This is a genomic window from Halomarina ordinaria, from assembly GCF_030553305.1.
In the GTDB taxonomy this organism is placed as follows: Archaea; Halobacteriota; Halobacteria; order Halobacteriales; family Haloarculaceae; genus Halomarina; species Halomarina ordinaria.
In genome coordinates this window covers 1,347,726-1,372,787 of record NZ_JARRAH010000001.1, presented here as the reverse complement: position 1 = coordinate 1,372,787, position 25,062 = coordinate 1,347,726, and the positions used below count along the sequence as shown (strand labels likewise).

The 25,062-nt window shown below is 71.1% G+C and carries 33 protein-coding genes; 19 read left to right on the top strand and 14 right to left on the bottom strand.

Annotation, left to right across the window (positions count from 1 at the left end; all coding sequences use genetic code 11):
* The first annotated feature begins 19 nt into the window (after window positions 1-19).
* From P1Y20_RS07500 to P1Y20_RS07480, 5 genes are all read left to right on the top strand, one after another.
* A complete protein-coding gene (locus P1Y20_RS07500; RefSeq protein ID WP_304448037.1) occupies window positions 20-1,141 on the top strand; it encodes a pyridoxal phosphate-dependent aminotransferase in 1,122 nt (373 codons plus the stop codon).
* 48 nt (window positions 1,142-1,189) lie between these two features.
* Window positions 1,190-1,573 (top strand): hypothetical protein, encoded by a 384-nt coding sequence (locus tag P1Y20_RS07495; RefSeq protein ID WP_304448036.1) that lies wholly within the window; start codon window positions 1,190-1,192, stop codon window positions 1,571-1,573.
* A 208-nt stretch (window positions 1,574-1,781) separates the two neighbouring features.
* A complete protein-coding gene (locus tag P1Y20_RS07490; protein WP_304448035.1) occupies window positions 1,782-2,060 on the top strand; it encodes a hypothetical protein in 279 nt (92 codons plus the stop codon).
* Window positions 2,061-2,118: 58 nt separating this feature from the next.
* Window positions 2,119-2,973 carry a UbiA family prenyltransferase gene (locus tag P1Y20_RS07485; protein WP_304448034.1) on the top strand — a complete coding sequence of 285 codons (855 nt, stop codon included), beginning with the start codon at window positions 2,119-2,121 and terminating at the stop codon, window positions 2,971-2,973.
* A gap of 48 nt (window positions 2,974-3,021) precedes the next feature.
* Entirely contained in the window at window positions 3,022-3,408 is a 387-nt protein-coding gene (locus P1Y20_RS07480; protein WP_304448033.1) for a DUF8048 family protein, read from the top strand.
* Between the two features lie 124 nt (window positions 3,409-3,532).
* Here the strand turns inward: P1Y20_RS07480 and P1Y20_RS07475 are convergent, their stop codons facing one another.
* Together P1Y20_RS07475 and P1Y20_RS07470 are read right to left on the bottom strand one after the other, a co-directional pair.
* Complete coding sequence (locus tag P1Y20_RS07475; protein ID WP_304448032.1) at window positions 3,533-4,714, bottom strand: redox-regulated ATPase YchF; 1,182 nt, start codon at window positions 4,712-4,714, stop codon at window positions 3,533-3,535.
* 151 nt (window positions 4,715-4,865) lie between these two features.
* Complete coding sequence (locus tag P1Y20_RS07470; RefSeq protein WP_368662140.1) at window positions 4,866-5,744, bottom strand: polymer-forming cytoskeletal protein; 879 nt, start codon at window positions 5,742-5,744, stop codon at window positions 4,866-4,868.
* Between the two features lie 106 nt (window positions 5,745-5,850).
* Between P1Y20_RS07470 and P1Y20_RS07465 the strand changes: the two genes are divergently transcribed.
* From P1Y20_RS07465 to P1Y20_RS07455, 3 genes are all read left to right on the top strand, one after another.
* Window positions 5,851-6,048, top strand: a complete 198-nt coding sequence (locus P1Y20_RS07465; protein ID WP_304448031.1) for a DUF5800 family protein — start codon at window positions 5,851-5,853, stop codon at window positions 6,046-6,048.
* 133 nt (window positions 6,049-6,181) lie between these two features.
* The gene (locus tag P1Y20_RS07460; protein ID WP_304448030.1) at window positions 6,182-6,316 is read left to right on the top strand and encodes a hypothetical protein; all 135 of its coding nucleotides are present in this window, start codon (window positions 6,182-6,184) and stop codon (window positions 6,314-6,316) included.
* A 79-nt stretch (window positions 6,317-6,395) separates the two neighbouring features.
* A complete protein-coding gene (locus P1Y20_RS07455; protein ID WP_304448029.1) occupies window positions 6,396-6,971 on the top strand; it encodes a hypothetical protein in 576 nt (191 codons plus the stop codon).
* Window positions 6,972-7,043: 72 nt separating this feature from the next.
* Here P1Y20_RS07455 and P1Y20_RS07450 read toward each other — a convergent pair whose 3' ends face one another.
* On the bottom strand, window positions 7,044-7,337 hold the full coding sequence (locus P1Y20_RS07450; RefSeq protein ID WP_304448028.1) for a DUF7410 domain-containing protein: 294 nt from the start codon (window positions 7,335-7,337) through the stop codon (window positions 7,044-7,046).
* Window positions 7,338-7,457: 120 nt separating this feature from the next.
* Between P1Y20_RS07450 and P1Y20_RS07445 the strand changes: the two genes are divergently transcribed.
* Window positions 7,458-8,324 (top strand): cytochrome c oxidase subunit 3, encoded by an 867-nt coding sequence (locus P1Y20_RS07445; protein ID WP_304448027.1) that lies wholly within the window; start codon window positions 7,458-7,460, stop codon window positions 8,322-8,324.
* A 482-nt stretch (window positions 8,325-8,806) separates the two neighbouring features.
* Here the strand turns inward: P1Y20_RS07445 and P1Y20_RS07440 are convergent, their stop codons facing one another.
* Both P1Y20_RS07440 and coxB read right to left on the bottom strand, forming a co-directional pair.
* The gene (locus tag P1Y20_RS07440; RefSeq protein ID WP_304448026.1) at window positions 8,807-8,974 is read right to left on the bottom strand and encodes a hypothetical protein; all 168 of its coding nucleotides are present in this window, start codon (window positions 8,972-8,974) and stop codon (window positions 8,807-8,809) included.
* Between the two features lie 297 nt (window positions 8,975-9,271).
* Window positions 9,272-10,210 (bottom strand): cytochrome c oxidase subunit II, encoded by a 939-nt coding sequence (gene coxB, locus P1Y20_RS07435; protein WP_304448025.1) that lies wholly within the window; start codon window positions 10,208-10,210, stop codon window positions 9,272-9,274.
* Between the two features lie 107 nt (window positions 10,211-10,317).
* Between coxB and P1Y20_RS07430 the strand changes: the two genes are divergently transcribed.
* From P1Y20_RS07430 to P1Y20_RS07420, 3 genes are read left to right on the top strand one after another with little or no spacing between them, the layout of a single operon-like run.
* A complete protein-coding gene (locus tag P1Y20_RS07430) occupies window positions 10,318-11,721 on the top strand; it encodes a heme o synthase (protein WP_304448024.1) in 1,404 nt (467 codons plus the stop codon).
* Window positions 11,718-12,419 (top strand): DUF7546 family protein, encoded by a 702-nt coding sequence (locus P1Y20_RS07425; RefSeq protein ID WP_304448023.1) that lies wholly within the window; start codon window positions 11,718-11,720, stop codon window positions 12,417-12,419. Before P1Y20_RS07430 ends, P1Y20_RS07425 begins: the two co-directional genes overlap by 4 nt.
* The gene (locus P1Y20_RS07420; RefSeq protein WP_304448022.1) at window positions 12,416-12,646 is read left to right on the top strand and encodes an Rdx family protein; all 231 of its coding nucleotides are present in this window, start codon (window positions 12,416-12,418) and stop codon (window positions 12,644-12,646) included. Before P1Y20_RS07425 ends, P1Y20_RS07420 begins: the two co-directional genes overlap by 4 nt.
* Here P1Y20_RS07420 and P1Y20_RS07415 read toward each other — a convergent pair.
* Window positions 12,643-13,302, bottom strand: a complete 660-nt coding sequence (locus tag P1Y20_RS07415) for a class I SAM-dependent methyltransferase (RefSeq protein ID WP_304448021.1) — start codon at window positions 13,300-13,302, stop codon at window positions 12,643-12,645. The genes P1Y20_RS07420 and P1Y20_RS07415 overlap by 4 nt on opposite strands.
* A 93-nt stretch (window positions 13,303-13,395) precedes the next feature.
* Here P1Y20_RS07415 and P1Y20_RS07410 point away from each other — a divergent pair, with 93 nt between their 5' ends.
* The 3 genes from P1Y20_RS07410 to P1Y20_RS07400 are packed head-to-tail and all read left to right on the top strand — an operon-like array spanning window position 13,396 to window position 16,388.
* On the top strand, window positions 13,396-14,328 hold the full coding sequence (locus P1Y20_RS07410) for an ABC transporter ATP-binding protein (RefSeq protein ID WP_304448020.1): 933 nt from the start codon (window positions 13,396-13,398) through the stop codon (window positions 14,326-14,328).
* Window positions 14,325-15,083 (top strand): ABC transporter permease, encoded by a 759-nt coding sequence (locus tag P1Y20_RS07405; RefSeq protein ID WP_304448019.1) that lies wholly within the window; start codon window positions 14,325-14,327, stop codon window positions 15,081-15,083. Before P1Y20_RS07410 ends, P1Y20_RS07405 begins: the two co-directional genes overlap by 4 nt.
* Before the next feature lie 54 nt (window positions 15,084-15,137).
* Complete coding sequence (locus P1Y20_RS07400; protein ID WP_304448018.1) at window positions 15,138-16,388, top strand: Glu/Leu/Phe/Val family dehydrogenase; 1,251 nt, start codon at window positions 15,138-15,140, stop codon at window positions 16,386-16,388.
* Window position 16,389: 1 nt separating this feature from the next.
* Here P1Y20_RS07400 and P1Y20_RS07395 read toward each other — a convergent pair whose 3' ends face one another.
* Window positions 16,390-17,427 carry a S1C family serine protease gene (locus tag P1Y20_RS07395; RefSeq protein WP_304448017.1) on the bottom strand — a complete coding sequence of 346 codons (1,038 nt, stop codon included), beginning with the start codon at window positions 17,425-17,427 and terminating at the stop codon, window positions 16,390-16,392.
* A gap of 116 nt (window positions 17,428-17,543) precedes the next feature.
* Window positions 17,544-18,212, bottom strand: a complete 669-nt coding sequence (locus P1Y20_RS07390) for a DUF420 domain-containing protein (protein WP_304448016.1) — start codon at window positions 18,210-18,212, stop codon at window positions 17,544-17,546.
* A 113-nt stretch (window positions 18,213-18,325) separates the two neighbouring features.
* On the opposite strand from P1Y20_RS07390, the gene P1Y20_RS07385 reads away from it, so the two are divergent.
* From P1Y20_RS07385 to P1Y20_RS07375, 3 genes are read left to right on the top strand one after another with little or no spacing between them, the layout of a single operon-like run.
* On the top strand, window positions 18,326-18,745 hold the full coding sequence (locus tag P1Y20_RS07385) for a cobalamin B12-binding domain-containing protein (protein ID WP_304448015.1): 420 nt from the start codon (window positions 18,326-18,328) through the stop codon (window positions 18,743-18,745).
* Window positions 18,742-19,779: a methylmalonyl Co-A mutase-associated GTPase MeaB gene (gene meaB / locus P1Y20_RS07380; protein WP_304448014.1), complete on the top strand. Its 1,038-nt coding sequence runs from the start codon at window positions 18,742-18,744 to the stop codon at window positions 19,777-19,779. The genes P1Y20_RS07385 and meaB overlap by 4 nt, the downstream gene beginning before the upstream one ends.
* Window positions 19,780-19,804: 25 nt before the next feature.
* Window positions 19,805-20,755, top strand: coding sequence for an alpha/beta fold hydrolase (locus P1Y20_RS07375; RefSeq protein WP_304448013.1), 951 nt, complete (start codon window positions 19,805-19,807; stop codon window positions 20,753-20,755).
* 2 nt (window positions 20,756-20,757) lie between these two features.
* On the opposite strand, the gene P1Y20_RS07370 is transcribed toward P1Y20_RS07375, so the two are convergent.
* From P1Y20_RS07370 to P1Y20_RS07360, 3 genes are all read right to left on the bottom strand, one after another.
* Window positions 20,758-21,174 carry a Zn-ribbon domain-containing OB-fold protein gene (locus tag P1Y20_RS07370; protein ID WP_304448012.1) on the bottom strand — a complete coding sequence of 139 codons (417 nt, stop codon included), beginning with the start codon at window positions 21,172-21,174 and terminating at the stop codon, window positions 20,758-20,760.
* Window positions 21,171-22,337, bottom strand: coding sequence for a thiolase C-terminal domain-containing protein (locus P1Y20_RS07365; protein WP_304448011.1), 1,167 nt, complete (start codon window positions 22,335-22,337; stop codon window positions 21,171-21,173). Before P1Y20_RS07365 ends, P1Y20_RS07370 begins: the two co-directional genes overlap by 4 nt.
* Before the next feature lie 66 nt (window positions 22,338-22,403).
* Window positions 22,404-22,703, bottom strand: a complete 300-nt coding sequence (locus P1Y20_RS07360) for a DUF7111 family protein (RefSeq protein ID WP_304448010.1) — start codon at window positions 22,701-22,703, stop codon at window positions 22,404-22,406.
* A 64-nt stretch (window positions 22,704-22,767) separates the two neighbouring features.
* On the opposite strand from P1Y20_RS07360, the gene P1Y20_RS07355 reads away from it, so the two are divergent.
* Entirely contained in the window at window positions 22,768-23,070 is a 303-nt protein-coding gene (locus P1Y20_RS07355; RefSeq protein ID WP_304448009.1) for a PadR family transcriptional regulator, read from the top strand.
* A gap of 3 nt (window positions 23,071-23,073) precedes the next feature.
* Here P1Y20_RS07355 and P1Y20_RS07350 read toward each other — a convergent pair whose 3' ends face one another.
* The 3 genes from P1Y20_RS07350 to P1Y20_RS07340 form a co-directional block, all read right to left on the bottom strand.
* Complete coding sequence (locus P1Y20_RS07350; RefSeq protein ID WP_304448008.1) at window positions 23,074-23,478, bottom strand: VOC family protein; 405 nt, start codon at window positions 23,476-23,478, stop codon at window positions 23,074-23,076.
* Between the two features lie 73 nt (window positions 23,479-23,551).
* On the bottom strand, window positions 23,552-24,694 hold the full coding sequence (locus tag P1Y20_RS07345; RefSeq protein ID WP_304448007.1) for an acyl-CoA dehydrogenase: 1,143 nt from the start codon (window positions 24,692-24,694) through the stop codon (window positions 23,552-23,554).
* A gap of 116 nt (window positions 24,695-24,810) precedes the next feature.
* The gene (locus P1Y20_RS07340) at window positions 24,811-25,014 is read right to left on the bottom strand and encodes a hypothetical protein (RefSeq protein ID WP_304448006.1); all 204 of its coding nucleotides are present in this window, start codon (window positions 25,012-25,014) and stop codon (window positions 24,811-24,813) included.
* Window positions 25,015-25,062 lie beyond the last annotated feature (48 nt).

Sequence of the window (25,062 nt, the reverse complement as noted above, 5' to 3'; positions counted from 1 at the left end):
ACTGGACCGCGGTAGGCGTATGACCGAGTTCTCTGGCCGCGTCGAGGAGATCTCCATCAGCGGAATCCGCGAGGTGTTCGAGGCCGCCGGGGCCGACGCCATCAACCTCGGCCTCGGCCAACCGGACTTCCCGACGCCCGAGCACGCGAAACGGGCCGCCATCGACGCCATCGAGTCGGGTGCGAGCGACGCCTACACGTCGAACAAGGGGACGCTCGCGCTCCGCGAGGCCATCAGCGCGAAACACGACCGCGACAACGGCTTCTCGGTCGACCCGGAGCACCTCATCGCCACCGCGGGCGGGAGCGAGGCGCTCCACGTCGCCCTCGAGGCGCACGTCGACCCCGGCCAGGAGGTCGTCTACCCCGACCCCGGCTTCGTCTCCTACGAGGCGCTCACCCTCCTCGCCGGCGGCACCCCCCGTCCCGTCGGCCTGCGCGACGACCTCACCATGGACCCGGCGGCCGTCGAGGCGGCCATCACCGACGACACCGCCGTCTTCGTCGTCAACTCGCCGTCGAACCCCACGGGTGCCGTCCAATCGGAAGCCGACATGCGCGAGTTCGCGCGCATCGCCGACGACCACGACGTGCTCTGTCTCACCGACGAGGTGTACGAGCGCCTCGTCTTCGACGGCGAGCACCACTCGCCCATGCGCTACGCCGAGACGGACAACGTCGTCGTGGTGAACGCCTGCTCGAAGACCTACTCGATGACCGGGTGGCGACTGGGCTGGGTGGCGGCCAGCGAGCGCCGGGTCGAGCGCATGCTCCGCGTCCACCAGTACGTCCAGGCCTGTGCCAGTGCCCCGGCACAGTTCGCGGCAGAGGCCGCCCTCTCCGGCCCGCAGGACGTCGTCGAGGAGATGCGTTCGGCGTTCGAGGAGCGCCGGGACGTCCTGCTCGACGGCCTCGACGACATGGGCCTCGACACGCCCACGCCGCAGGGGGCGTTCTACGCCATGCCACGCGTACCCGAGGGGTGGACCCAGGCGGTCATCGACGAGGGCGTCGTCGTCGTCCCCGGCGAGGCGTTCGGGGAACACGGCGCCGGTTACGCTCGCATCTCCTACGCCGCCGGCGTCGAGACGCTGAAGGAGGCCATCGAGGGGATGCGGCGGGCGACCGACGCGGTGCGCTGACCCGTTCGCAAGCGACGAATCTAATCGCCTTCACCTTCTACGTCGACCGTGGATTCGCTCGCGCCCGACCACGTCCCGCTCTACGAGACGCCGGCCGAACAGCGCCGCGTGTGGGAGCGCTGCGCCGAGCGTGGGCTCCCGGTGGTGGCGGTGCGCGACGCCGCCCGCGGCTACGTCGTCCGGTACGACCTCCAGCACCTCGAACGCGAACTCCGTCCCGAGGTCGTCCAGCGCCTGCGCGACCGCGTCCACGCCTTCCGCCGCCAGGAGGCGCGGACCGACGCCGACTCGCAGGTCGAACGCGTCGGCGGCGAGGTCGGCCCCGTCTCGGGTGACCTCCACACCGCCACGGAGACCGACGCCCGCGACCTCGCCTCCCACCTCGCCGCGACCGTCTTCGACCGGTCGAACTGGGCGCACGAGCGGCGATAACGCCTCACACACCACCCCCACCGTTTTTGCCGTCGGCTGACATCCCTCCAGACACGATGCTCCCAGTCACCGGATTCTGACCCGGTCCCGCCTCGACGCTCGCGCGCCTCTCGGCACGCGAGCGCCAGTGTCGGGACCCCCGTCTCGGCACGACTCCCTTCCTGCCGAGCCCGCATCGCGTCCGAGCGACAGCACTCACCACACACCGATGTCCCGACAGCACTCCGCTACGGCACAGCCCTACGACCCCCGAACGCGCGCCGACGGCCGCGCGCTCCTCGTCGCGAGCGCCCTCGCCGGCGTCGTCCCCTTGGCGCTGGCCGCGCTGGCCGCGCCCCTCGTCGTCGCCCTGCTGGCGACGGCTCTCGCGGGCGCGCTCCTCGCTCGCGCGGCCGCCCGGCGACTCGTGGCCGGCGGCTCGCACCGCGTCGCGCTTCCCGGCTCCGACCTCACCGTCGAGGTGACGGTCGCCTCGACCGACCGGTGAGGCCGTCGGTTGGCCTCGCCGGCCGAGGTTTCTTGTCGACGCTCCGCCACCCTCTCTCATGGGTATCGCACGGCACGAGTCGGGAGCCGCGGGCGCGGCGCGCGCGCTCGCCTCCCAGGTCCACCCCGTGTTCATGCTCCCGCCGCTGGCCGCGAGCGCCTTCGGCGCGGTGCTCGCCCGCGAGCTCTCGCCGACGCTCGCCGCCGTCCACCTCGGGGCGGTCTTCTGTGCGCTCTACACCGCCCACGTGAAGGACGGCTACGTCGACTTCTACGCCCGCGGCGAGGACGACGACCACCCCCTCACGGAGTGGGGATGTCGACGCGCGCTCCTCGCCTCGTCCGTCGGTTTCTTCGCCCTGCTCGCCGTCGTCGCCCTGCTCGCCGGGCCGGTCGCCGCGCTGCTCACCCTCCCCGGCTGGCTCATCGGTTACTTCCACGCCCCGCAACTCGACGTCAACCCCGTCTCCGCGACGGCCGGCTACCCCGCCGGCATCGGCTTCGCGCTCCTCGGTGGCCACTACGTCCAGTCGGGAGGGCTCTCGGGGACCGTCCTCGCGTTCGCCGTCGTCTTCGTCGTCGTCCTCTCGGGCATCAAGACGATAGACGACGCCAAGGACTACGAGTACGACCGCTCCATCTCGAAACGAACGGTGGCCGTCGTGCTCGGCCCCCGACGCGCCCGCCTGACCGCCTACGGGCTGATGGGCGCGGGGATGCTCGTCGTCGCTCTCCTCGCCCTCCTCACGCCCGTCTTCCCGCCCAGCAGCGTCGCCGCCGCGCTCGCGTTCGCCGCTATCGCCGCCCTCACACGCCCGATGCCCCCGGAACTGGCGACGAAGGTGCTCGTCCGCGGGTCGTACGTCTTCCTCGCGTTCCTCGTCGCCGCCGTCTGGTTCCGGCCGCTCGCGTGACCGCCCCGACCCCAGCGTTGATACCGGCCCCACGAGTACGACGACGGCATGACCGACACCGACGCGACGGCGACGACGGCCATCGACCGCGAGGTCTGCGAGCGGGTCGCCGACGACGAGGGCGTCGAGGCGGAGGACCTGGCAGCGACGCTCGACGTCGTCGCCGCCTCGCTCACCGACGAGCACTCGACCTACGAGCGCGAGTACGACTACACGACCGTCGAGGGCACTCGAATCTACTTCGCCGACGCGGCCGCGTGGGACGGCCTCGCGTCCGACCTCGACCTCGATTCCTCGCTCGCGTCGGCCGTCCGCGACGCGCACCGGGCGCAGGCCGCGAAACTGCTCGACGACGCGGCGGCCGGGCACCGCGCGGAGGTCGAGGACGGAACGCCGGTCGTCGCCGGCGTCGACACCGCCGAGGAGATGAACTGACTCGTTCGACGCGCTCGGCGGCGCGACGACACCGCTCCCCCCGGCACTCCTCGTCGGTCTCGGGACCGACCACGCGCCCGAACTGGTCCGCGACGTGGGCGACTACCGCCACCACCTGCGCTGACTACGTCGCCGTGCTCACTATCTTGACGACGTCGCCCTCCGCCAGTTCGTAGTCGTCGCCGATGCGCCGGCGTGCGCGGGCGTCGACCGCGTGGAGGTACCCGTCGCCGATGTCCGAGTGGACGGCGTACGCGAGGTCGGTCGGGGTCGACCCGCGCGGGAGGAGGAAGGCGTCCGGGAGGACGTTCCCCTGGCCGTCGGTCCACTTCGACTCGTTCTGGACCGGGAAGGCGGTGACGTGGTCGAGCAGGTCGTACACGGCGGCGTTCAGCGCCGTCTGCACGCCGGTCCCGCCCCACTCGTCCATCACCCCGCTGATGCGCTCCAGTCCGGCCTCCTGCTGGGCGGTCACGTCGCCGACCACCTCGAACGCCGGGTCGCCGGGGTCGTAGGCGACGACGCCCGCCTCCGCGGCCTGCCGGAGCGCGAGTTCCCCCTCGGCGGTCGCGGGGACGACGATGTCGGCGGCCTCGCGGAGCGCGTCGAGGTTCTCCTGTGGGGCGACGTCGGCCTTGTTCGCCACGACGACGATGGGCTTCGAGCGCGCGCGAAGGTCGCTCGCGAGGCGCTCTCGGTCCTCGTCGGTCCACGCTTTCGGGTCGGCGGGGTACTCGACCGTCCGGAGGGTCGCCGAGACGTCCGCCTCGCTCGCGCCGATGCCCGTCAGCAACTCGGTGAGAGCGTCCTCCAGGTCGAAGTCGGGCGCGCGCGACTGGCGCTCGACGGACTCCCAGTTGCGCGCGACGATGCCCGCCAGCCAGAGGTCCATCTCCTCCTCGACGAAGTCCACGTCCTGCACGGGGTCGTAGCTCCCCGCCTCGACGGGTTCGCCCTCGGCGTTCGTCCCGCCGGAGGCGTCGACGACGTTGAGGATGACGTCCGCGTTCGACAGCGCGTCGAGGAACTGGTTGCCCAGTCCCCGTCCCTCGTGGGCACCGGGGACCAGGCCGGCCACGTCGAGGAGTTCTATCGGCACGTAGCGCTTGCCGTCCCGACAGCGGTCGTCGCCGCAGCGTTCCTCGCGGTCGAGACAGGGACAGTCCGTCCGGACGTGGCTCACTCCCCGGTTCGGGTCGATGGTCGTGAAGGGGTAGTTGCCGACGTCCACCTCGGCGAGGGTCGCGGCGCGGTAGAACGTCGACTTGCCCGCGTTCGGCTTCCCCGCGAGCGCGACAGAGAGCATACTACCGAGTGAACCGGCGTCGCGGAGTGCCTTTCGGTCGTCGGGGTGGTCGGGTCGACTCCCCGTGCCGTGCGGCCCCTGGCGGACTGAACGAGCGAGCGCGTGAGGGCTCTCGACGGCCCCGTCGCCGTAGAACGTCCCGTCCGATTCCCTACTCGGTCTCCCTGGCGAACTCGCGGTGGATGGACATCTCGCCGCGCGCGCGAATCGAGCCGTCGATGGCGGCGTCGTCGTGCAGGTCGAGGTCCTCGCAGGCGACGTCGCCCAGTATCTCCGCGCCGGGGGCGATGCGGACGGTCCCGCGTTTGGTGGTCACGTCGCCGTGGATGCGCGTCCCCTCCCCGACGGTGATGTCGCCGCGGGCGCGGAGGCTCCCGAAGACGTTGTTGTCCCGGCCCACCTCCAGCGAGGTGGCCCGGAGGTTGCCGTGGATGCGACAGTCGTCGCCGACGACGCCGGGTTTCGAGACGCGCCAGGCGTCGTCGCCGACGGTCGACCCCCGGGGGATGACGAGCGGTTCGGGTTCGTCGTCCTCGTCCTCGGCGTCCGCACCGTCCTCCTCGCCGAGCAACTCCTCTGCGGCCTCCTGGGCCTGTTCCTCCTCGCCGATGCGGAGCAGGTGCGAGAGGTAGACGAAGAAGAACACGATGGTCGGCATGGGGTTGCGGATGACGATCCAGCCGTTGGCCTCGAAGCCGCGTTCGATGTCGACGTTGTCGCCGATGTCGAGGTCGCCGCTCACCATCAGTTGACCGCCGATACGGGTTCGCTCGCCGATGTAGGCGTCCTCGCCGACGAGGACGTTCCCGGCGACGGTACACCACATGTCGAGGCGGCAGTCCCCCTCGGCCTCGATGTCGTTGCCGAAGGTGACGCGCTCGCCGGCGATGACCGTCCGTCCCCGGACGCCGAACTCGACGGTGCTCTGTCCCCCGACGACGACGTCGCCGTCGGTCACGAGGTCGCGCTCTTCGACCGTGGTCCCGTCCGGGATGGTCAGTCGTTCGAGCGGGTCCGAGCGAATCGACACGAGTAGTCCCTTACCGGCGCCCCTAATAAACCCCCTGCGAACGTCAGACGCGGGGCTGACGGTCAGACAAGGGTTATACCCGCCGACGGCGAAGCCGCGACTGCGCATGACCATCCTCTCGTTCGACGACTCCGGCGTCGACGTCGTCTACAAGGGTACGGAGTTCCGCCTCGAGAAGGCGCTCATCGAGGAGGCGACCGAGAAACCCTACCCCGACGTCACCGACCACGAGGTGCTGAAACTCGTCGAGGAGAACCCCTCCCCGACGGGCGAACCGCGACGCATCCGCGACATCGTGAAGTGAGTCCCCGTCGCCCCGTCGAATCGCTGCCCGCCCGAGTGTAGACCATCGACGGTCGACGGCGCACCGCCACCTCCGCCCCCGTGTCACCTCCTCTCACCGATAGCGCTTTACTCCGGCGCGCGCACCCCCGAGTATGTTCGACCTCGCTGCCTACGACCACCCCTCGTTCCGGACGGCGGCAGGGACCGCCGTCGGCTACCTGCTCGTCCTCGCGGTGATGACGCTCCTCCTGTTCGGCATTCCCTACGCGCTGTTCGTCCTGGTCTAGCCCGACCACCGACCGTGCCCCCGGGCACGACACCCTCCGACCACGACAGCTATACCCGTCCACCCACCTACCGGGCGGTATGCTCGGAGTCACGACCTGGGTCCGGCGACACCTCCTCGGGGTCCTCACCCTCTCGCTCGTCGTCGTCACCGTCCTCCTGTTCGGCGTCCTCGGACTGGGGGCGCTCGTGGCCGTCGCGTCCAGCGGCGCGTCCGTCAGCGCCCTCCTCGGGGCGGTCCTCCCGTGGGCCGCCGCGGCCGTGCTGTTGACCGCGCTCGCCGTCGGCCTGTTCGTCGGCCTGCTGTGGACGCTCGTCAGTCGCCTCTCGGTCCCGCGGCTTCCCCGAAGCCAGCGCGCCGCGGACCTCCTCGCGCGCGTCGAGCGACACAGCGGGGTGGCGCGGTCGGTGAACGCCTCCGGGTTCGTCGCGCCGCCGGAACCGACCCCCGACGAGCGCATCGGCGACCTCCGCCGGCGCTACGTCGACGACGACCTCACCGAGGACGAACTCGAACGCCATCTCGACGCCGTGCTCGACGACCCGACCGTGGCGGGGGCGGGCGGGTCGGGTGGGTCGGGGTCACACGGCGGCCACTCCTCCTACCGTTCGGGTCGGCGGTCCCGCGACCGCGGTCGGATGCACCGGCGCCGGTAGGACGGCCGCCCCGGCCTCTCGTCCCGCCGTGGTTCGTCGGTGCGAGTGCGGAGGGCGTCGTGGCGGCGCGCCTCACGCCACGAACGCGTACGTGATGAGGAAGCCGAAGTAGACGAACACCAGCAGGGCGAGCGCCTTCAGCCGGAAGAGGTTCAGCTCCTCCTCCTCGTCCTCGTAGGTCTCCTGGAACCGCTCGTACTCCGCCTCGGAGAGGCGGTCGCCGTGTTCCAGCCCGCGGTGGAGCACCAGCCACTCCTCGTGGGCGAAGCGTCGCTCGCAGAACTCGCAGTCGAACGGGGGGGTCGTCGATACGTCGGCTTCGTTCGTCCGCGTGCGGACCGGCGGCGTGGGTTCGACGTCGCTCATGGGTGTGGGGCCGGAGCGGGGGTCTCCGGGTCGTTGCACGCGGTAGGCGGGGGCCGAAGGTCTATCTTGCGCCTCGCGGTTTTGAGAGCCTTTTTGCTCCCCCGCTCGTAACTGAGCCTCATGAGTGTAGACGAAGCGGACGAGCACGGCGGGCACCACCACCACCTGCCCGCGGTCGAGGACTGGCCCCGCGGGTTCGGGGAGGCCTCCTGGTGGCCCTTCATCACCGCCCTCGGCGGCGCCGGGTTCTACATCGGCGCGGCGCTGTTCGTCCTCGGCAACGGTCAGGAACCCCTCATCAACCCGCTCATCGGACCGGCGGTGTTCATCGGTAGCACCGTCGTCTTCCTCGCCGGTCTCTACGGCTGGCTGTACCACGCGTTCATCGTGAACTTCTGGGACGGCGAACCGGAGGGCAGCAGCGCCCGCGGGCTCAGGTTCGCGATGGTGCTCTTCCTCGGGAGCGAAATCAGCACCTTCGGCGCCGGGTTCATCTACTACTTCTTCATCCGTGCGGGGGCGTGGCCCCCGGCGGGTGCGGAACTCCCCCACCTCCTGAGTTCGCTCGTCCTCGTCAACACCGCCATCCTGGTCGTGAGCAGTTTCACGCTCCACTACGCCCACGTCGCGCTGCTGAACGACAACCACGGGCGCTTCAAGGGACTGCTCGCCGTCACGCTCCTGCTCGGCGTCGTCTTCATCGGCGGGCAGGTCCTCGAGTACTACGAGTTCATCATCAACGAGGGCTTCGGCCTGCAGGAGGGCATCTACGCGAGCGCCTTCTTCGGCCTGACCGGCCTGCACGGCCTCCACGTCTCGCTCGGGGCCGTCCTCATCGCCATCGTCTTCGTCCGCGCGCTCTACGGCCAGTACTCCGCCGAGCGACACACCTCCGTCTCGACGGTCTCGATGTACTGGCACTTCGTCGACGCCGTCTGGATCTTCCTCGTCGTCGTCCTCTACGTCGGCGCCGAACTCGGTATCTGAACCGACCGACGGGCCACATCGCCCGTCCGGTTTCTCTCTCTCCCCGAATCGACGTGCCACCGCTAGCGGCGAGCCTGCTCGTCACCTCTCCTGTGACGACCGCGATGCCGAGCCCCGCACAGCCTCCTCACTCCCCCGTCGTCCGTCGAACCGCCCGCGTGCGCGTCACCCGACGTCGCGGCGGCCACGCGAGCACACGTCGACCGAGGGTGCCGCGTCCCGGGTCGAGCGTCACGTCACGGCTGCCCCGCTCCCTCGCCACGACCGACTCGACACTGCTGTTCCATCGTCGCCACGTGGCTGTGGGCCCTCGCCGTCGCTCGCCGAACTGCACGTCGTCGCACGGAACGCGCTCCGGGACGTCGGGGACGGTCGTGGTAGCTCCGACCGCGAGCGAGACGGGCGTCAGCCCCGCCTCGTGCGAGTGGGACGGACGCTCGACTGTCCACCGGTGGAGGTTCGCTCCTCCGCGAGGACGTCGGTCACCCCAGCGGTCGGCTCTCGTGGTCGTCGGCGCTGTCCTCGCCGAAACGGGACTGGTTCCCCTCACAGCCGACGAGCCACGTCCACGGGGCGAGCGTGTGGACGCTCCCCGGCGACTCGGGAGCGTCGGGGAACCGCCACGGACGGCACGCACCGGGGCGACGCAATGCTGTCTCCCCGCGCGGTGGCGGGTGGGACGCCCGGGTCCACGTCGAGCGGTCCGGTGCTGGGATAGCGCGTCCGCTCCCACGCGTTTCGTCGACCGGCACGCGCGGCCGACCCGAGTGTGGAGCGTGGCGACCTCGTGGTCGTCGGCCGGCGAGCGCGCCGTCGGCCATCCCAGGGGACGCGTGCGGTCTCGTCGACTGACGAGCGCCTCGTGCAGGGCGTGTCCTTCGACACGGTCAGGTCGAGGGCGTCGCCGTCGCTGGTCGGCGTGAGAAAGTGAAGGAGTGTCGGCCCGGTCAGCTCGTGCCGTTGGCCGTCGCGTTGGCGTCGGTGCCGTTGGCAGTCGCGTTGGCCGTCGCGTTGGTGGTTTCGTTACCCGCCGTCCCGTTGGCGGTGGCGTTGGCGGTCTCGTTGCCCGCGGTGGCGTTGGCAGTCTCGTTGCCCGCCGTCTCGTTGCCGCCGGCCTCGCCGCTCGAACGCTGGTCCTCTATCCACTGGTCGTACTCGTCGCCGGGCAGGACCTCGATGGTCCCGAGCATCTGGGAGTGACCGACGCCGCAGTACTCGGCGCAGTAGAGCTGGTAGGTCCCGGGCTCGTACACCTCGGTCTTGATGGTGTTGTACTCGCCGGGGAAGGCGTCCTGCTTCAGGCCGAGGTCGGGCGCGTGGAACGCGTGGAGCCAGTCGGTGGAGGTGACGTGGATGTACACCGGCCTGTCGGCTGGTATCACCACCGTGTCTTGCTCACCCGACACGTTCTCCTGGGGGTAGTTCACCTCCCAGAAGTACTTCGCCGCGACGACCTCGACCTCGACGGCGTCGGCCTCGCTCGGCGCCTGCGCACCGTCGTAGTCCTCCGAGAGGTTCGTGACCTCGGCGTCGCCGGGGTTGGCGGCCGTCGCGCCGCCGATGAAGGCACTGCCGAGGACCTGGTAGGAGGCCAGGCCGACGAACAGCAGGATGATGGCCGTCGCGACCGTCCAGGTGATCTCCAGGCGACGGTTCTCCTGGGTCGGGGAGGGGTCGTCGTTGTTCCGGTACTTGTAGACGGTGTAGAAGAGGATACCCTCCACGAGCACCGTGATCGGTATCGCCACGTACAACAGCTTCCGATTGAGGCCGAAAATGAGCTCCTCGTTGACGGATGTCTGGGCGGCGACGGGTTCCGCGAGGACTGCGAGCGCGAGCAGCGCGAGCCCCCCGGACGCACCCAGCCATCTCCGGGTAACTCTCATGACTCACGGTTAGAAACTACGGCGTAAATACCTACTGACTGCGGCCCGGTCCGGCGGCGAAAGCGGGGGGTCTAAGTGCGAACACGATCGAGTTCCGGGCAGTGACCGTGCCTCGACTCCCCCGCTTTACGACGTTGCTCACGGCGACGACCGTCGGCGTCTACCTGCTGGTCGTGGTCGGGGCGACCACCGCGCTCGCGGACGCCGTCGCGGCCTGCGGGACGTGGCCGCTCTGCTCGGGACCGCTCACCGACCCGCAGGTCGCCGTCGCCACCGGCCACCGCGTCGCCGCGGCGGTCGTCGGCGTGCTCCTGCTCGCCACCGTCGCGGTCGGCTGGTCGATGGCCCCGCGACGCGTCCGGGCCGCCCTCGGCGTCGCGCTCGCGCTCTACCCCGTCCAGGTCGCCGTCGGCGCGTTCGTCGCCGTCGCCGGCGCCCCCTCGCTGCTCGCGGGCGCCCACCTCCTCGCCGCGGTGGCCATCTTCGCCAGCCTCGCGCTCGCGCTCGCGTGGCAACTCGAAGCCGAGACGGGCCACCGTCCCCCCGCGACGACCGAGGCCGCCGGAACCCTCTCGGCCACGGACGACACGCCCGCGCCCGACCCCGCCGGCACCCCCACGCCCCTCTCACAGCGCGGCCCCGTCGCCCGAGCACGGGCGACCCTCTACGCCTACTTCAAGCTCATGAAGCCCCGGCTGATGTGGCTGCTCTGTCTGGTCGCGGGCGCGGCGATGGCGCTCGCCGCCGGCCCCGACCTCCGGGTCGACACCATCGCCTACACGCTCGGCGGCGGCGTCCTCGCCATCGGCGCCAGCGGGACGTTCAACCACGTCCTCGAACGCGACGTCGACCAGAAGATGGCCCGGACCGCCGACCGCCCGCTCGCCACCCACCAGGTGCCGGTGCGCAACGCGCTGGTCTTCGGCGGCCTGCTCACCGTCGCCGCCGTCGCCGTCTTCCTCCAGGTGAACACCCTCGTGGCGGGCCTCGGTTTCGCCGCCATCGTCTTCTACAGCGTCGTCTACACGCTCGTCCTCAAGCCCAACACCGTCCAGAACACCGTCATCGGCGGCGCGGCGGGGGCGCTCCCGGCGCTCATCGGCTGGGCCGCGGCGACGGGCGAGGTCGGCCTCGCCGGCCTCGCGCTCGCGGGCGTCATCTTCCTCTGGACGCCGGCGCACTTCTACAACCTCGCGCTCGCGTACAAGGAGGACTACGCCCGCGGCGGCTTCCCGATGATGCCCGTCGTCCGCGGCGAGACGGAGACGCGAAAGCACATCGTCTTCTACCTCGCGGCGACGCTCGTCGCGGCGAGCGTCCTCACGGCGCTGACCGGCCTCGGCTGGCTGTTCGCGAGCGCCACCGTCACCTTCGGCGCGCTGTTCCTCTGGATGGTCGTGCGCCTCCACCGCGAGCGGACGAAGGGGGCCGCCCTGCGCGCGTTCCACGCCTCGAACGCCTACCTGGGTGCGCTGCTCGTCGCCGTCCTCGTCGACGCCATCGCGCTATGACCGCCTCCGGGACCGCCTCCCGGACCGGTTCCCGGCCCCTCCTGACGCGCGACGCGCTCGTCGCGGGCGGCGTCCTCGTCAACACGGAACTCCTCGCCCTCCTCGCGTACTTCGTCCTCTCCGACGCCGTCCCCTACCGGCCGCTGGTCTACGTCTACCCGTTCGTCTGGCTGAACGTCGCCCTCTGGGGGGTCTGGCGGGTCCGGCAGGCCCGGCGCGTCTCGGCAGCCGGGGCGTCGACGCGCCGTCGCGCCGTCGCGGGCGCACTCGGCGTCGGGTACCTGCTCGCCCTCGGCTCCGTCGGCGGGCTCTACGCCGTCGGCGCCGGCGGTCCAGACGTCGGCCCGCGGCTCGTCGTCGCCGGCCTCCCGCCGGGGTGGAGCCCCGCGCTCCTCTACACCGGCGGCGGCCTCACGCTCGCGCTCGTGTCGTTCAGAGTCGTCGGCTACGCGGCGCTCGCGTACCTCCTCGCCGTCGCGCTCGTCGACACGAGGGGGCCTGCGGCACTCGGTCCCTGTCTCGTCGGCGCGCTCCCGCTCCTCGCGGGGACGCTCGGCGGGTTCGTCGGCGACGGTGCGGCGCTCGTCGGCGACGGGAGCTACGCCCTCTCGACGCTCGTCTTCGTTCTCGCCGTCGCGCTGCTCGTCCGGCGGCCGACGGCGGCCGACCTCGCCCGTCTCGGGGGGTGGGTCCGGTGACGAGCGTCGAGATAGAGTACTGCGTCCCGTGTGGGTTCCTGCGCCGCGCGGAGGACGTCCAGCACGTCCTGCTGACGACGTTCGGCGAGCGCCTCGACCGCGTCGCGCTCGTCACCGGCGACCACGGCGTGTTCACCGTCCGCGTCGACGGCGAGCGCGTCTTCGACGTGAGCGAGGACGACTTCGACGTCGACGCGGTCGTGCGGCGGGTGCGCGCGGAACTCTAGTCGAGGCGCGCCAGCACGAACACCCACGGGTCGACCGACTCGTCGGTCGTCGCCCCCTCGTCTCCGTCGTCCTCGTCCTCCCCCAACCGGTCCTCGACGTACCACTCCGCGACGGGGTCGAACCCCACGTCCCGGAGCGTGGCCTTCGTCGTCTCCAGGTCCGGAAAGCTCCACTCCATCGCGACGCCGGTGTCCAGCCAGTCGCGGTTTCGCCCCGTCCAGGCACCCATCCCCGTCGAGAGGAGGAGGGAGCCGCCCGGGCGGAGGACGCGGGCGAACTCCGCGAGCGCCGTCGGGTGCTCGTCGGTCGGGACGTGGATGAGCGAGTGGTAGGCCGTGACGCCGTCGAAACTGTCGTCCACGAACGGGAGGGCGGTCATGTCACCCGCGAGGAGCGCCGCGTCGCACGCCTCGCGTGCGAGGGTCAACTGGGCGCGCGAGACGTCGAGGCCGACGGGGTCGAACCGTTCGTCGAGACGGGTGAGGACGGGCGCCCCCTGTCCACAGCCGGCGTCGAGGACGCGCGCGTCGGCCGGGAGGTTCGCCGCGAGGTCCGAGAGGAGTGCGACGCCGTCACCGTCTCCGGAGCGTGCGGCCGCGTACGCCTCGGCCAGCGCGTCGTACCCTCGCCGCACCCGGTCGCGCTGGTCGTCCATGTCCCATCGACACGGGAAGGGTGCAAAGGGCTTCGGTCGGTGCGGTCCGTCGGAATCCGAATCCCTTACGCGCGGGCCGCACCGAGACTCGCTATGGTACTGGTCGCCGAGGACGTCCGACGCGCGTACGGCGACACCGTCGCGCTCGACGGCGTCTCGCTGTCCGTCGCCGAGGGGGAGGTGTACGCGCTCATCGGCCCGAACGGCGCGGGCAAGACGACGCTCATCCGCTCGCTCACCGGGACGACCGACTACGAGGGGGAGGTCGACCTGTTCGGCGGCCCGCCCGTCGACGCCGACCCCCAGCGTCTCGGTCTCCTCCCCCAGTCGTTCGACCCGCCCGAGCGCCTCACCGCCCGCGAACTGGTCGACTACTACGGGGGGCTCTACGACCGGGCGCGACCCACGAGCGAGGTGCTCGCGGACGTGGGGATGGCCGGCGACGCCGACACGTGGTACGGGAAGCTCTCGGGCGGCCAGCAGCGCCGGGTCTGCGTCGCGGCGACGCTCGTCAACGACCCGGACCTGCTCGTCCTCGACGAACCGACGACGGGCATCGACCCGGCCGGCCGGCGCGACCTCTGGGACCTCCTCGAGTCGCTCGCCGACGGCGGGACGACGGTGGTGCTCACTACCCACTACATGGAGGAGGCCGAACGGTTGGCCGACCGCGTGGGGCTGCTCGCCGACGGTCGGCTGGTCGCGGAGGGGTCGCCGAGCGCGCTCGTCGCCGAGTACGGCGGGACGAGTCGCCTCGAACTCCGCACCGACGCCGACGAGGCGGCCGCGCGCGCGCTGGCGGCCGACGGCTACGCCGTCGACCACACACCGCGCGCCGTCGTCGTCTCCGACATCCCACCCGAGACCATCGCGGCGGTGGTCCGGACGCTCGACGAGTCGGGCGTCGAGTACGACGCCCTCTCGTGGCGCCAGCCGGACCTCGAGTCGGTCTACCTCGCGCTGACGGGCACCGACGTGACCGAGACGGGCGAGGCCGTCGAGCGGGAGGCGGAGGTGGCGGCGTGACGCTGACGCGCCGGGTGCGCTCGGAGACGACGGCGGCCGCCCGCTCGTTCCTCCGGCGACGGACGGCCGTCTTCTTCACGTTCTTCTTCCCCGTCATCATCATCCTCATCTTCGGCGCGCTGGTGCAGACGCAACCCACCGGCGGCGGCCTGTTCGCCGAACCGCCGGCGTACTACCTCCCCGGCTACCTCGCCGTGGTGGTGCTGTTCACGCCGCTGTCGCGCGTCGGGAGCGAGGTGGCGCGCCACCGCGAGGGCAACCGCTTCGAGAAGCTGGCGACGACGCCCCTCTCCCGGGCGGAGTGGCTGCTCTCGCACACGCTCGTCAACGTCGGCATCATCGGCGTCGCCGCGCTCGTCATCTTCGCGCTCGTCGTCCTCGTCACCGGCGCGAACATCGCGCTCGGACCGGGCCTCGCGCTCGTCGTCCCCTTCGTCGTCCTCGGCGTCGCGCTGTTCTGCGGCGTCGGGGCGCTGCTCGGACGCATCGCCGACTCGCAGGACGGCGTCATCGCCGCGAGCAACGGCATCGCCATCCCCCTCCTGTTCCTCTCGGAGACGTTCGTCCCGCCGTCGATGCTCCCCGAGTGGTTCGTCCCCGCGCTGTCGCTCTCGCCGCTCTCGTACTTCTCGCGGGGCGTCCGGGCGGTCACCACCCCCGGGGGCGGTGACCCGCTCGTGGACCTGGGCGTCCTCGCCGCGCTCACCGCCGTCTTCTTCGTCGCCGGGGCGCTCGCGCTCCCCCGGACGGACTGAGCGCGACGCCTCTGCCGGCACTAGTTTCATCACCTCCGCAAGTATTGCCCTCGCATGGTCGAGACGAACGCGCTTGACAACATGCTGGCGCAGATGGAGCGCGCCCAGGAGTACGCGGCGGTGGACCCGAGCATCTTCGAGCGGCTGAAACACCCCGAGCGGACGCTGAAGGTGACGCTCCCGGTGTCGATGGACGACGGGTCCGTCGAGGTGTTCACGGGCTATCGCTGCCAGTTCGACAGCGCCCGCGGTCCCTACAAGGGCGGCGTCCGCTACCACCCGAGCGTGACGATGGACGAGGTGACGGCGCTCGCGGGGTGGATGACGTGGAAGGCGGCGCTCGTCGACCTCCCCTACGGCGGCGCGAAGGGGGGCGTCGTCTGCGAGGTGAAGGAGCTGAGCACGACCGAACAGCGCCGACTGACCCGGCGCTACACGGAGGGCATCCGACGGATGATCGGCCCGCACATGGACGTCCCCGCGCCCGACATGAACACCGGCCCGGAGGTGATGGCGTGGATGATGGACACCTACTCGATGTACGAGGGCTACAGCATCCCGCAGGTCGTCACGGGCAAACCCCTCTCGCTGGGCGGGACGCCGGGGCGCGTCGAGGCGACGGGCCGGGGCGTCGCCATCGTCACCCAGCAGGTGTTCGACTACCTCGACAAGGACCTCCCCGAGGCCACCGTCGCCATCCAGGGGTTCGGCAACGTCGGGAGCTGGGCGGCCCGCCTGCTCGCCGAGCGCGGGGCGAACGTCGTCGCGGTCAGCGACGTCACCGGCGCGCGCTACGACCCCGACGGGCTGGACGTGCTCTCGCTGTTCGACTTCTCCGAGGCCGGCGGGACCGTCGCCGAGTACGACGGCGGCGACCTCGTCTCCAACGAGGACCTGCTCGAACTCGACGTGGACGTGCTCATCCCCGCCGCCGTCGCGGACGTCATCACGGCGGACAACGTCGACGACGTGCGGGCGTCGGTCGTCGTCGAGGCGGCCAACGGCCCGACGACCACCGCGGCCGATGACGTCCTCGCCGAGCGCGACGTCCCCGTCGTGCCCGACATCCTCGCCAACGCGGGCGGCGTCATCGTCTCCTACCTGGAGTGGGTCCAGAACACCCAGGAGTACGCCTGGACGCTCTCGCAAGTGAACGCCGACCTCGAACGTCGCCTCTCCGGCGCGTTCGACGAGGTGGTCTCCGCCTACCACGCCGACGAACTGCCGGACCTCCGGACGGCCGCCTACACCATCGCCCTCCGGCGGGTCGCCACGGCCCACGAACTCCGGGGCCTGTTTCCCTGACTCACCGGATGGGGACGTCGGTCCCCCGACGGCTCCGGCCGCGACGACGGCCCCGTCCCCGTCGGGGACGGACCGCCGGGCGCTCGGCGAGCGCGAGGTCGACGCGGCGCTCGCGGCCGTCGCGCACCAGGTCGACGGCCACCGTCTCGCCGGGTCTGGTCTCCAGCAAGAGGTAGCGCATCAACTGTTCGTGGGTGTCGACGCGCTCGCCGTCGATGTGCGTCACCACGTCGCCGCCGACGGGGACGTCCCGGCCGCGAACGCGCCGGGTACCGGTCGCGCCACGGAGCGCCGCCCGTCCCGGACCGTCGCCCACGTCCACGACGAGGACCCCTCTCACCTCCGCCAGTCCGTTGGCCTCCGCGACGGTCGGGGAGACGTCGAGCGTACGCACCTTCAGGTAGGAGTGGCGGTACTCGCCGTCCTCGACGAGCGCGGGGACGACCCGCGCCGCCACCTCCGCGCTGACGGCGAAGCCGATGTTGTCGCCGCCGCGCGCCCGGTTGACGCCGACGACCGTTCCGTCGGTCGTGACGAGCGGCCCGCCGCTGTTGCCGGGGTTGATGGGCGCGTCCGTCTGGACCGTGTCGGGGATGGCGAACCCGTCGCGGGTGGGCATCGAGCGACTCGCTCCGCTCACGACGCCCGTCGTGAGCGACCCGTCGAGGCCCATCGGGTTGCCGAGGGCGGCGACGGGCGTGCCGGGGACGGGGTTGCTCGCCGCCAGCGGGAGCGCGGCGGCGTCCTCCGGGTGGTCCGGGACGCGGACGACGGCGAGGTCGGTGTAGGCGTCCGCGCCGACGACCTCGCCGACGCGCCAGTCGCCGTCGCTGAAGCGCACGTCCACCGACGGGTTCGTGCCGACGACGTGGTGGTTGGTGACGACGTAGCCCTCGCGCTCCTCGGAGGTGGAGTCGACGTCGAAGACGAACCCCGACCCCGCCCCGCCCGGCGTCCGGCCGTCGCCGGCGAGGTAGATGGAGACGACCGAGGGGATGGTCGAGCGATACAACTCCTCGTAGCTGTCGTGGTCGGTCATGCGGTGTGCCGGCGGCGACCGCCGGACTTACCGGTGGTTAGGTCGCCGGCGCGGATAACGTGTGCGGGTGTGTGCCACGTAACGCACACCGGGCGCGCGAGGAGCCTCGCGCCGCCTCACTCGCGAAGGCGGTCGAGCCACCCGCGCGCCGGGGCCGCGAGCAGGAGGAGGACCTCGCCGCGCACCTCCCACGAGTAGACGTGGTTGAGCATGACGTACGTGACCACGCCGAGGAAGAGGCTGAGCGACCACGCCGTGACGGCGACCCGGCCGACGCGGGCGTGAGCCGTCTCGCGCAGTTCCGCCGGGGTGTGGGTGAGGCCGAGGACGACGGCGTAGAGCACGACGGGGACCGCCACCACCGACAGGAGGATGTGAATCGCGAGCATGGCGAGGTAGAGCGGTTCGACGATACCTGCGTACGACGCGAGGAACTGCCCCTCCTCGATGACGATGCTCTTCTCGAAGCCCCCGCCGACCTTCCAGAGGTAGAGCACGAGGAACACGAGGATGAGCGAGAAGGCGGTGAGCATCGCGGCGCGGTGGCGGCGCACCTCGCCGGCTCTGATGAAGTACCAGCCGACGAGGAGGGCGGTGAGCGCCATCGTGTTCACGACGGCGATGAGGTCGGAGAACAGGATGACGGTCGCCTCCGACAGCGGGGGGAAGATGGGGACCAGTCCCTCGAACGCGCCGATGACGAGCGCGTAGCCGACGACCGAGAGCACCGCCGTGACGGCCTTCGGGTGGGCCTTCACGGGGTTCTCGGAGGACGCTGTGGCCATGGCGGCCCTTCGGGCGCCGTCGGTATGGCCGCTTCGTTTTCCCGCCAGCGCGCCGCCCGCGGGCGGGGCGCTGACCGTTAGAGTCAAACCGGATTCTCACGATTGTTCCGCGTATGAGTACCGACCAGGGTCAGCGCACCATCCGATGTCTCGTCGCGAAGGTCGGCCTCGACGGACACGACCGCGGCGCACACGTCATCGCCCGGGCGTTCCGCGACGCCGGGTTCGAAGTCATCTACTCGGGACTGCACCGCTCGCCCGACGAGGTCGTCCAGGCGGCCGTCCAGGAGGACGTCGACGTCATCGGCATCTCCATCCTCTCGGGAGCGCACAACACGCTCGTCCCGAAGATACTCGACGGACTCGACGAGTACGGCGCGCTCTCCGATACGCTGGTCATCGTCGGCGGCATCATCCCAGAGGACGACCGCCCGGCCCTGCGCGAGGCGGGCGTCTCGGAGATATTCGGTCCCGGGGCGTCGATGGACGAGACCGTCGAGTTCGTCCGCCGCAACGCCCCCGAGCGCGAATGAACGACGCCAACCGGGACCTCCTCGACGACCTGCTCGCCGGCGAGCACCGCGCGCTCGCCCGGGTCATCTCGAAGATAGAGGACCGCTCGCCGGGCTACCGCGACCTCGTGAGCGCGCTCCACGAGCACACGGGCGACGCCGACGTCGTCGGCATCACCGGCAGTCCGGGCGCGGGCAAGTCGACGCTCGTCGACAAACTCGCCAAACACTACCGCGACGAAGGGCTGACCGTCGGCGTCATCGCCATCGACCCCTCCTCGCCGTTCACCGGCGGGTCCGTCCTCGGCGACCGCATCCGGATGGCGTCGAACGTCGGCGACATGGACGTGTTCTTCCGGTCGATGAGCGCCCGCGGCAGCCTCGGCGGCCTCTCGACGGCCACCGCGGACGCGGTGAAGGCCCTCGACGCCTTCGGGAAGGACGTCGTCCTCGTCGAGACGGTCGGCGCCGGCCAGAACGAGATAGACATCGTGAAGGCCGCCGACACGGTGGCCGTCCTCGTCCCCCCCGGCAGCGGCGACGACATCCAGATGCTGAAGGCCGGCATCCTCGAAATCGGCGACGTCTTCGTCGTCAACAAGGCGGACATGCCCGGCGCCGACCGCACCGTCCAGGAACTCCGCGAGATGATACACACGCGGGGGGACTACACCGAGACGGGCCACCACGGCGACGACGCCCTCCAGGTGGTCGAACCCGACCTCGCGGAGGAGGACGGCTGGGAGCCCCAACTCGTCGAGACGGTCGCCAAGAGCGGCGAGGGCGTCCCGGAACTCGTCGAGGTCCTCGCCGACCACGTCGAGTACCTCGAGGCGTCCGGCACCCGCGAGGAGCGCGCGCGCCAGCGCTACGCCGAGGAGATCCGCACGCTCCTGCGCGAGGACACGAACCGCCTGCTCGCCCGCGAGATCGACCGACGCGGTGGGCTGGAGGCGTTCGTCGACGCGGTCGTCGCGCGCGAGAGCGACCCCTACACCGTCGCGGACGACCTCGTCGACCCGCTGGCGGAGTGTCTCGCCGAGGGCAGTAATTAAGCGGCCCTCGGGCGTACGCCCCGCCATGCGACTTCGAACGCTCCTGACCGGTGCGGTCGCCGCCGTCGGCGGCCTCGCGGCCGGGAACCGACTGCTCGAATCGCGCGCGTCGACGCCCCGCCCGCCGCTCGGGCGCGCGCCCGAGACCTACCGCTGGCGCGGGTTCGACGTCTCCTACACCGAGGCTGGCGACCCCGACGACCCGGACCTGCTGCTCGTCCACGGCGTCAACGCCGCCGGGTCGAGCGCCGAGTTCGCCGCCGTCTTCGACACGCTCGCCGAGAACTACCACGTCGTCGCGCCCGACCTCCCCGGGTTCGGCCTCTCGGACCGCCCGCCGCTGATGTACTCGGCGTCGCTCTACGAGACGTTCCTGGTCGACTTCGCGGGGGACGTCACGGAGGACGCGACGGTCGTCGCCTCCTCGCTCTCGGGTGCGTACGCCGCGCAGGCCGCCGAACACGTCGACTTCGCCGAACTCGTCCTCGTCTGTCCCACCGCGACGACGATGCCCGGCCGACGGGTGTGGGTCCGCTCGCTCCTGCGCACGCCGCTCGTCGGGCAGGCGCTGTTCAACGCCCTCGCGAGCGAGCGCTCGCTGCGCTACTTCCAGCGCGACCACGGCTTCTACGACATGTCCCACGCCGACGACGAGTGGGTCGCCTACCGCTGGCAGCTCACCCACCAGCCGGGCGCGCGCTTCGCGCCCGCCTCGTTCGTCAGCGGCTTCCTCGACTCCGACGTGGACCTCGGGGCGACGCTCGCCGACCTCGACGTCCCCGTCACCGTCGTCTGGGGGCGCGACGCGGACATCCTGCCCGTCGAGCGCGGCGAGGACCTCGCCGACGAGGCCGACGCGCGCTTCGTCGTCTTCGACGAGACACTCCTGCTCCCGCACTACGAGCACCCCGCCGAGTTCGCGGCGCTCGTCAGGGGTGAACTCGCGGAGAAGACCGAGTACGCGAACGTCCAGTAGACTCAGCGCGGGACGAACCGGACGAGTCGGTCGCCGGTCGTCTCGCTCGTGCCGACGGTGACGCCGACCGTCATCCCCGTCTCGACCGCCTCGGGGTCGGCGTCGACGACGCCCGTCAGTCGCACCGTCCCGAAGTCGACGACCGCCGTCACGTAGGGTGCGTCGTCGGCGAACTGGGGCGTCGGCACCGCGACCACGGTGTAGGTGCTGACCGTCCCCGAGTCGGGGAGCGGGCGCTCCGTCAGGTCGCGGTCGCCGCAGTGCGGGCAGACCCGCCGCGGCGGGAGCGAACCGTGGTCGTTCGAGCAGCGGAGGTAGTGCCCCTCGCCCGCCTCGATGGCGTCGAGCAGGTCGTCGAACCCGGCGTCGCGGACGCGCTCGCTGCCGCCCGCTTCCCCGTCGCGCTCGTCTCCGCTCACGCGACCACCTCCAGGACGTGGACGGTCGCGCTGGCGACCGTCCCGCCCGCGTTGTGCGCCACGCCGACGCGCAGGTCGCCGACGTCCGGCGACCGTGCGTGCGTCCCGGTGAGCAGGTTCGTGATGGAGGCGAGCTGTGCGACGCCCGTCGCGCCGACGGGGTGGCCCTTCGCCTTCAGGCCGCCCGAGAGGTTCACCGGGACGTCGCCGTGCCGGGTCGTCTCGCCCCGGCGGGCCGCGCCCAGCCCCTCGCCGGGGTCGTAGAGGCCGAGCGACTCGATGGCGAGCACCTCGGCGATGGTGAAGCAGTCGTGGACCTCGGCGACCTCGACGTCGTCGGCGGTGATGCCGGCGTCGGCGTAGGCCTCCTCCGCGGCGGCGGTACTCGCCGGCGTCCGCGCGAAGTACTCCCGGTCCTGGAGGGCGAGTTTGTCGCCGCCCTGGCCCGACCCCGTGACGGCGACGGAGGCGTCGAGGCCGTTGCGCTCGGCGAACGCCTCGCTGACGAGGACGACGGCGCTCGCGCCGTCCGTGATGGGACAGGAGTCGTAGAGGCCGAGGGGGTCCGCGATGCGCGGCGCGTCGAGTACCTGGTCGACGGTGATGGCCGAGCGGAACTGCGCGTGCTCGTTCGGCAGGGCGTGCTCGTGGTTCTTCACGGCGACGTGCGCGAGGTCGGTCGAGTCGCCGCCGAACTCCTCGAAGTACGCCCGCGCCATCAGCGCGTAGGCGCCGGGGAACGTCATCCCGGCACGGATCTCGTAGAGGTCGTCGGCCGCGATGGAGAGGCCCTCCGTCGCGCCCGCCGTCCCCATGTTCGTCATGCGTTCGGTCCCGCCGACGAGGAGGACGTCCGACTCGCCGGTACGGACGGACCTGACGGCCTCGCGGACGGCGACGCCGCTCGACGCGCAGGCCGCCTCGTAGCGCGTCGCCGGCGCGTTCACGCCGACGGCCTCCGCCATCAGTGGACCCATGTGGCCCTGGTGCTCCGCGAGTTCGCCCATGAAGTTCCCGAAGAACACGTGCTCTACGTCGCCCGGGTCGACGCCTGCGTCGTCGAGGGCGGCCAGGCCGGCCTCGGCGAACAGGTCACGCCCGGTCCGCTCGGGGAACCGACCGAAGTCGGTCATCCCAGTTCCTGCGACACGTACCTCTGACATTGCATACCGTACAGTACTCCCGTGTAAAGTTCTGCCGCACTCGGTGGATATCGCGCCAGACCGCCGCTACATCCCCATGTCGCGCGCCGACTCGGGGACGGGGAGGTCGTTCACGCCGACGCCGAGCAGTTCGGCGGCGTGGTCGAGCGCCATGTCGAAGCCGTAGTAGCGCTCCAGTTCGTCGCCGTCGGGCGTCGGTCGCACCTTCAGCATCGCGTAGCCGTCGACGTTCTGCGCCACGGCGGCCGTCGCACCCTCGCGCTCGAAGGTCAGCACGCGCTCCGCCTCCGTCAGGTAGTACCGGGCGGTGACGCCGTCCGCCTCGACGGTCTCGTCGGCCTCCGTTCCGGTCGTGGGGTCGCCCATGGGCGACGTACGGAGGCGCGCCGCTCGTAGGTTCCGGTCTCGGCCGAGCGAAAGCGCAACCCACGTGGCACTCCGGCTGCTCCTCTCGCCCATGAAGTGGCACGAGAGCGGGACGCGCCGGGACATGTGCGCAGCGCTCTACGCCGCCGGCGAGACACGCGGGCCGACGCTGAAGCGCACGCTCGAACGACGGTACGACGCCCGCCTCGACTCGCGGCGGTTCTACGACCGCCTCGCGGCGCTGGAGCGGGCTGGTCACGTCGAGCGGCGCGTCGACGGCCTCGACGACGTCTACGCCCTCACCGAGCGCGGCGAGCGCGCCGTCCGCGAGCACTGCGCGTGGCTCCGTGAACAGGTCGAGGGGTGAGCCTCACTCCCCGGTCGTCCCTGCCGTCTCCGTCGGCCCCACCGTCTCGGCGGGTTCGAGGAGGCTCAACTGGTTGCCGTCCGGGTCCTTGAACCCCGCCTCGACGCCGTAGGGGTGGACCGTCGGGTCGCGGCTGAACGCGACGTCGGCCGCGCGCAGCCGGTCGTGCTCCGCGCGACAGTCGTCGGTGGCGAGGACGAACGCCACGTCGTCGCGCTTCGGGCGCTCACCGTCGCGGGGCATGAGCACGAGCTGGAGTTCGTCGTCGGGAAGTGCGACGGTCAGCCACCGCCCCTCCTCGCTCTCGACGTCGGTGTGTTTCTCGAAGCCGAGCACCTCGGTGTAGAACGCGAGCGCCTCGTCGGGGTCGTCGACGAGGAGGGTCGCGTGCGTCACTGCCGTTATCATGGCGCACGCGAAGGGAGGGGACGCACGGACGTGTACGCGAGCCTAGGGCGGAGCGAAAGTGAAACTCGACGACTCAGTCGAGGAGTTGCGCGGCGATGGTGTTGCGCAGCACCTCGCTCGTGCCCTCGTATATCTCGTTGAGCTTCGCGTCGCGGTAGAAGCGCTCGGCGGGGAAGTCCTTGGTGTAGCCGTAGCCGCCGTGGATCTGGATGCCCTCGTTGGCCACCTCGCGGCTCACCTCCGAGGCGTAGAGCTTCGCCTGTGCGGCCTCCTTGACGAACGACTCGCCGCGTATCTTCAGGTCGGCGGCCTGGTGCATGAGCAGGCGGGCGGCGCTGGTCTTCGTGTCCATGTCGGCGAGTTTGTGCTGGATGGCCTGGAACCCGGAGATGGGCTGGTCGAACTGCTCGCGCTCCTGGCTGTAGCGCAGCGCCTCGTCGAGGGCGGCCTGCGCGATGCCGACGGAGCGAGCGGCGATGGTGATGCGCCCGCCGTTGAGCGTCTTCAGCGCGTGGACGAACCCGTCGCCCTCCTCGCCGAGCAGGCGGTCCTCGGGGAGGTACATGCCGTCGAAGCGGAGTTCGGCGGTGGGACAGCCCTTGTCGCCGAGTTTGTCCTCCGTCCCCTCGACGATGAAGCCGTCGTCCTCCTCGGGGCGGACGACGAACGAGGAGATGCCCTTGTTACCCGCGTCGGGGTCGGTCTTCGCGAACAGGGTCACGGTGTCGGCGACCGAGCCGTTCGATATCCACAGTTTCCCGCCGTCGACGACGTAGCCGTCGCCGTCCTTCTCCGCCGTCGTCTCCATCGCGGGGACGTCGCTGCCCGCCTGCGGCTCCGAGAGCGCGAACGCGCCGATGTCGTCGCCCTGCGCCAGCGGCGTGAGGTACTCCTCCTTCTGGGCGTCGTCACCGAACGCGTATATCATGTTGCCCGCGAGCGAGATGTGTGCGGCGACGATGGTGCCGAGGCCGCCGGAGCCACGCGATATCTCCTCCAGCCCGATGGCGTAGGAGTGGTAGTCCAGCCCCGCCCCGCCGTACTCCTCGGGGAAGGGCATCCCCATCAGGCCGAGGTCGCCCATCTCGGAGACGAGGTCGGCGGGGAACTCGTCGTCGTGGTCGATGTCCGCCGCGACGGGTTTGACCTCCTCGTCGACGAACTCGGCGACCATGTCGCGGATTTGCTTCTGCTCCGCGGAGAGACTGAAGTCCATGGAGTGGGTTGCGGGTGGTCAATCCTGTACTTTTCCCTTCCTCGCCCGACGCCCCGCCGCGAGGCCGCGTCGCTCCCGGAGTGGGTGGTCGGAAAAGACGACGGCGGTCGACGTGACTACCGCGAACGCTGGTACAGTCGGATGCCCAGTTCGGCCACGAGGCCGACGACGCTCCAGCGGTACGAGAGCACCGCGGCCCCGAGCAGCAGCGCCCCGACGCGCCTGTTCCCCCGGTACAGCGCCCGTGCCGCCTGAACGAGCATCGACAGCGCGCTCAGTCGCCGCGACGACTTCGACGCCAGCAGTTTACTGAGTCCCATACTACTGTTCTGTCCCTGGCGACCGAAAAGCTACCGGCACGCCCGTGC

Coding starts and splice junctions, on each gene's coding strand:
- P1Y20_RS07340 (WP_304448006.1), bottom strand. CDS start 25,014: ATGGGACTCAGTAAACTGCTGGCGTCGAAGTCGTCGCGGCGACTGAGC.
- P1Y20_RS07415 (WP_304448021.1), bottom strand. CDS start 13,302: ATGGACGACCAGCGCGACCGGGTGCGGCGAGGGTACGACGCGCTGGCC.
- P1Y20_RS07390 (WP_304448016.1), bottom strand. CDS start 18,212: ATGGCCACAGCGTCCTCCGAGAACCCCGTGAAGGCCCACCCGAAGGCC.
- P1Y20_RS07460 (WP_304448030.1), top strand. CDS start 6,182: ATGTTCGACCTCGCTGCCTACGACCACCCCTCGTTCCGGACGGCGGCA.
- P1Y20_RS07385 (WP_304448015.1), top strand. CDS start 18,326: ATGAGTACCGACCAGGGTCAGCGCACCATCCGATGTCTCGTCGCGAAG.
- P1Y20_RS07375 (WP_304448013.1), top strand. CDS start 19,805: ATGCGACTTCGAACGCTCCTGACCGGTGCGGTCGCCGCCGTCGGCGGC.
- P1Y20_RS07365 (WP_304448011.1), bottom strand. CDS start 22,337: ATGTCAGAGGTACGTGTCGCAGGAACTGGGATGACCGACTTCGGTCGG.
- P1Y20_RS07500 (WP_304448037.1), top strand. CDS start 20: ATGACCGAGTTCTCTGGCCGCGTCGAGGAGATCTCCATCAGCGGAATC.
- P1Y20_RS07395 (WP_304448017.1), bottom strand. CDS start 17,427: ATGACCGACCACGACAGCTACGAGGAGTTGTATCGCTCGACCATCCCC.
- meaB (WP_304448014.1), top strand. CDS start 18,742: ATGAACGACGCCAACCGGGACCTCCTCGACGACCTGCTCGCCGGCGAG.
- P1Y20_RS07455 (WP_304448029.1), top strand. CDS start 6,396: ATGCTCGGAGTCACGACCTGGGTCCGGCGACACCTCCTCGGGGTCCTC.
- P1Y20_RS07350 (WP_304448008.1), bottom strand. CDS start 23,478: ATGATAACGGCAGTGACGCACGCGACCCTCCTCGTCGACGACCCCGAC.
- P1Y20_RS07450 (WP_304448028.1), bottom strand. CDS start 7,337: ATGAGCGACGTCGAACCCACGCCGCCGGTCCGCACGCGGACGAACGAA.
- P1Y20_RS07400 (WP_304448018.1), top strand. CDS start 15,138: ATGGTCGAGACGAACGCGCTTGACAACATGCTGGCGCAGATGGAGCGC.
- P1Y20_RS07360 (WP_304448010.1), bottom strand. CDS start 22,703: ATGGGCGACCCCACGACCGGAACGGAGGCCGACGAGACCGTCGAGGCG.
- coxB (WP_304448025.1), bottom strand. CDS start 10,210: ATGAGAGTTACCCGGAGATGGCTGGGTGCGTCCGGGGGGCTCGCGCTG.
- P1Y20_RS07475 (WP_304448032.1), bottom strand. CDS start 4,714: ATGCTCTCTGTCGCGCTCGCGGGGAAGCCGAACGCGGGCAAGTCGACG.
- P1Y20_RS07410 (WP_304448020.1), top strand. CDS start 13,396: ATGGTACTGGTCGCCGAGGACGTCCGACGCGCGTACGGCGACACCGTC.
- P1Y20_RS07490 (WP_304448035.1), top strand. CDS start 1,782: ATGTCCCGACAGCACTCCGCTACGGCACAGCCCTACGACCCCCGAACG.
- P1Y20_RS07480 (WP_304448033.1), top strand. CDS start 3,022: ATGACCGACACCGACGCGACGGCGACGACGGCCATCGACCGCGAGGTC.
- P1Y20_RS07465 (WP_304448031.1), top strand. CDS start 5,851: ATGACCATCCTCTCGTTCGACGACTCCGGCGTCGACGTCGTCTACAAG.
- P1Y20_RS07485 (WP_304448034.1), top strand. CDS start 2,119: ATGGGTATCGCACGGCACGAGTCGGGAGCCGCGGGCGCGGCGCGCGCG.
- P1Y20_RS07345 (WP_304448007.1), bottom strand. CDS start 24,694: ATGGACTTCAGTCTCTCCGCGGAGCAGAAGCAAATCCGCGACATGGTC.
- P1Y20_RS07425 (WP_304448023.1), top strand. CDS start 11,718: ATGACCGCCTCCGGGACCGCCTCCCGGACCGGTTCCCGGCCCCTCCTG.
- P1Y20_RS07445 (WP_304448027.1), top strand. CDS start 7,458: ATGAGTGTAGACGAAGCGGACGAGCACGGCGGGCACCACCACCACCTG.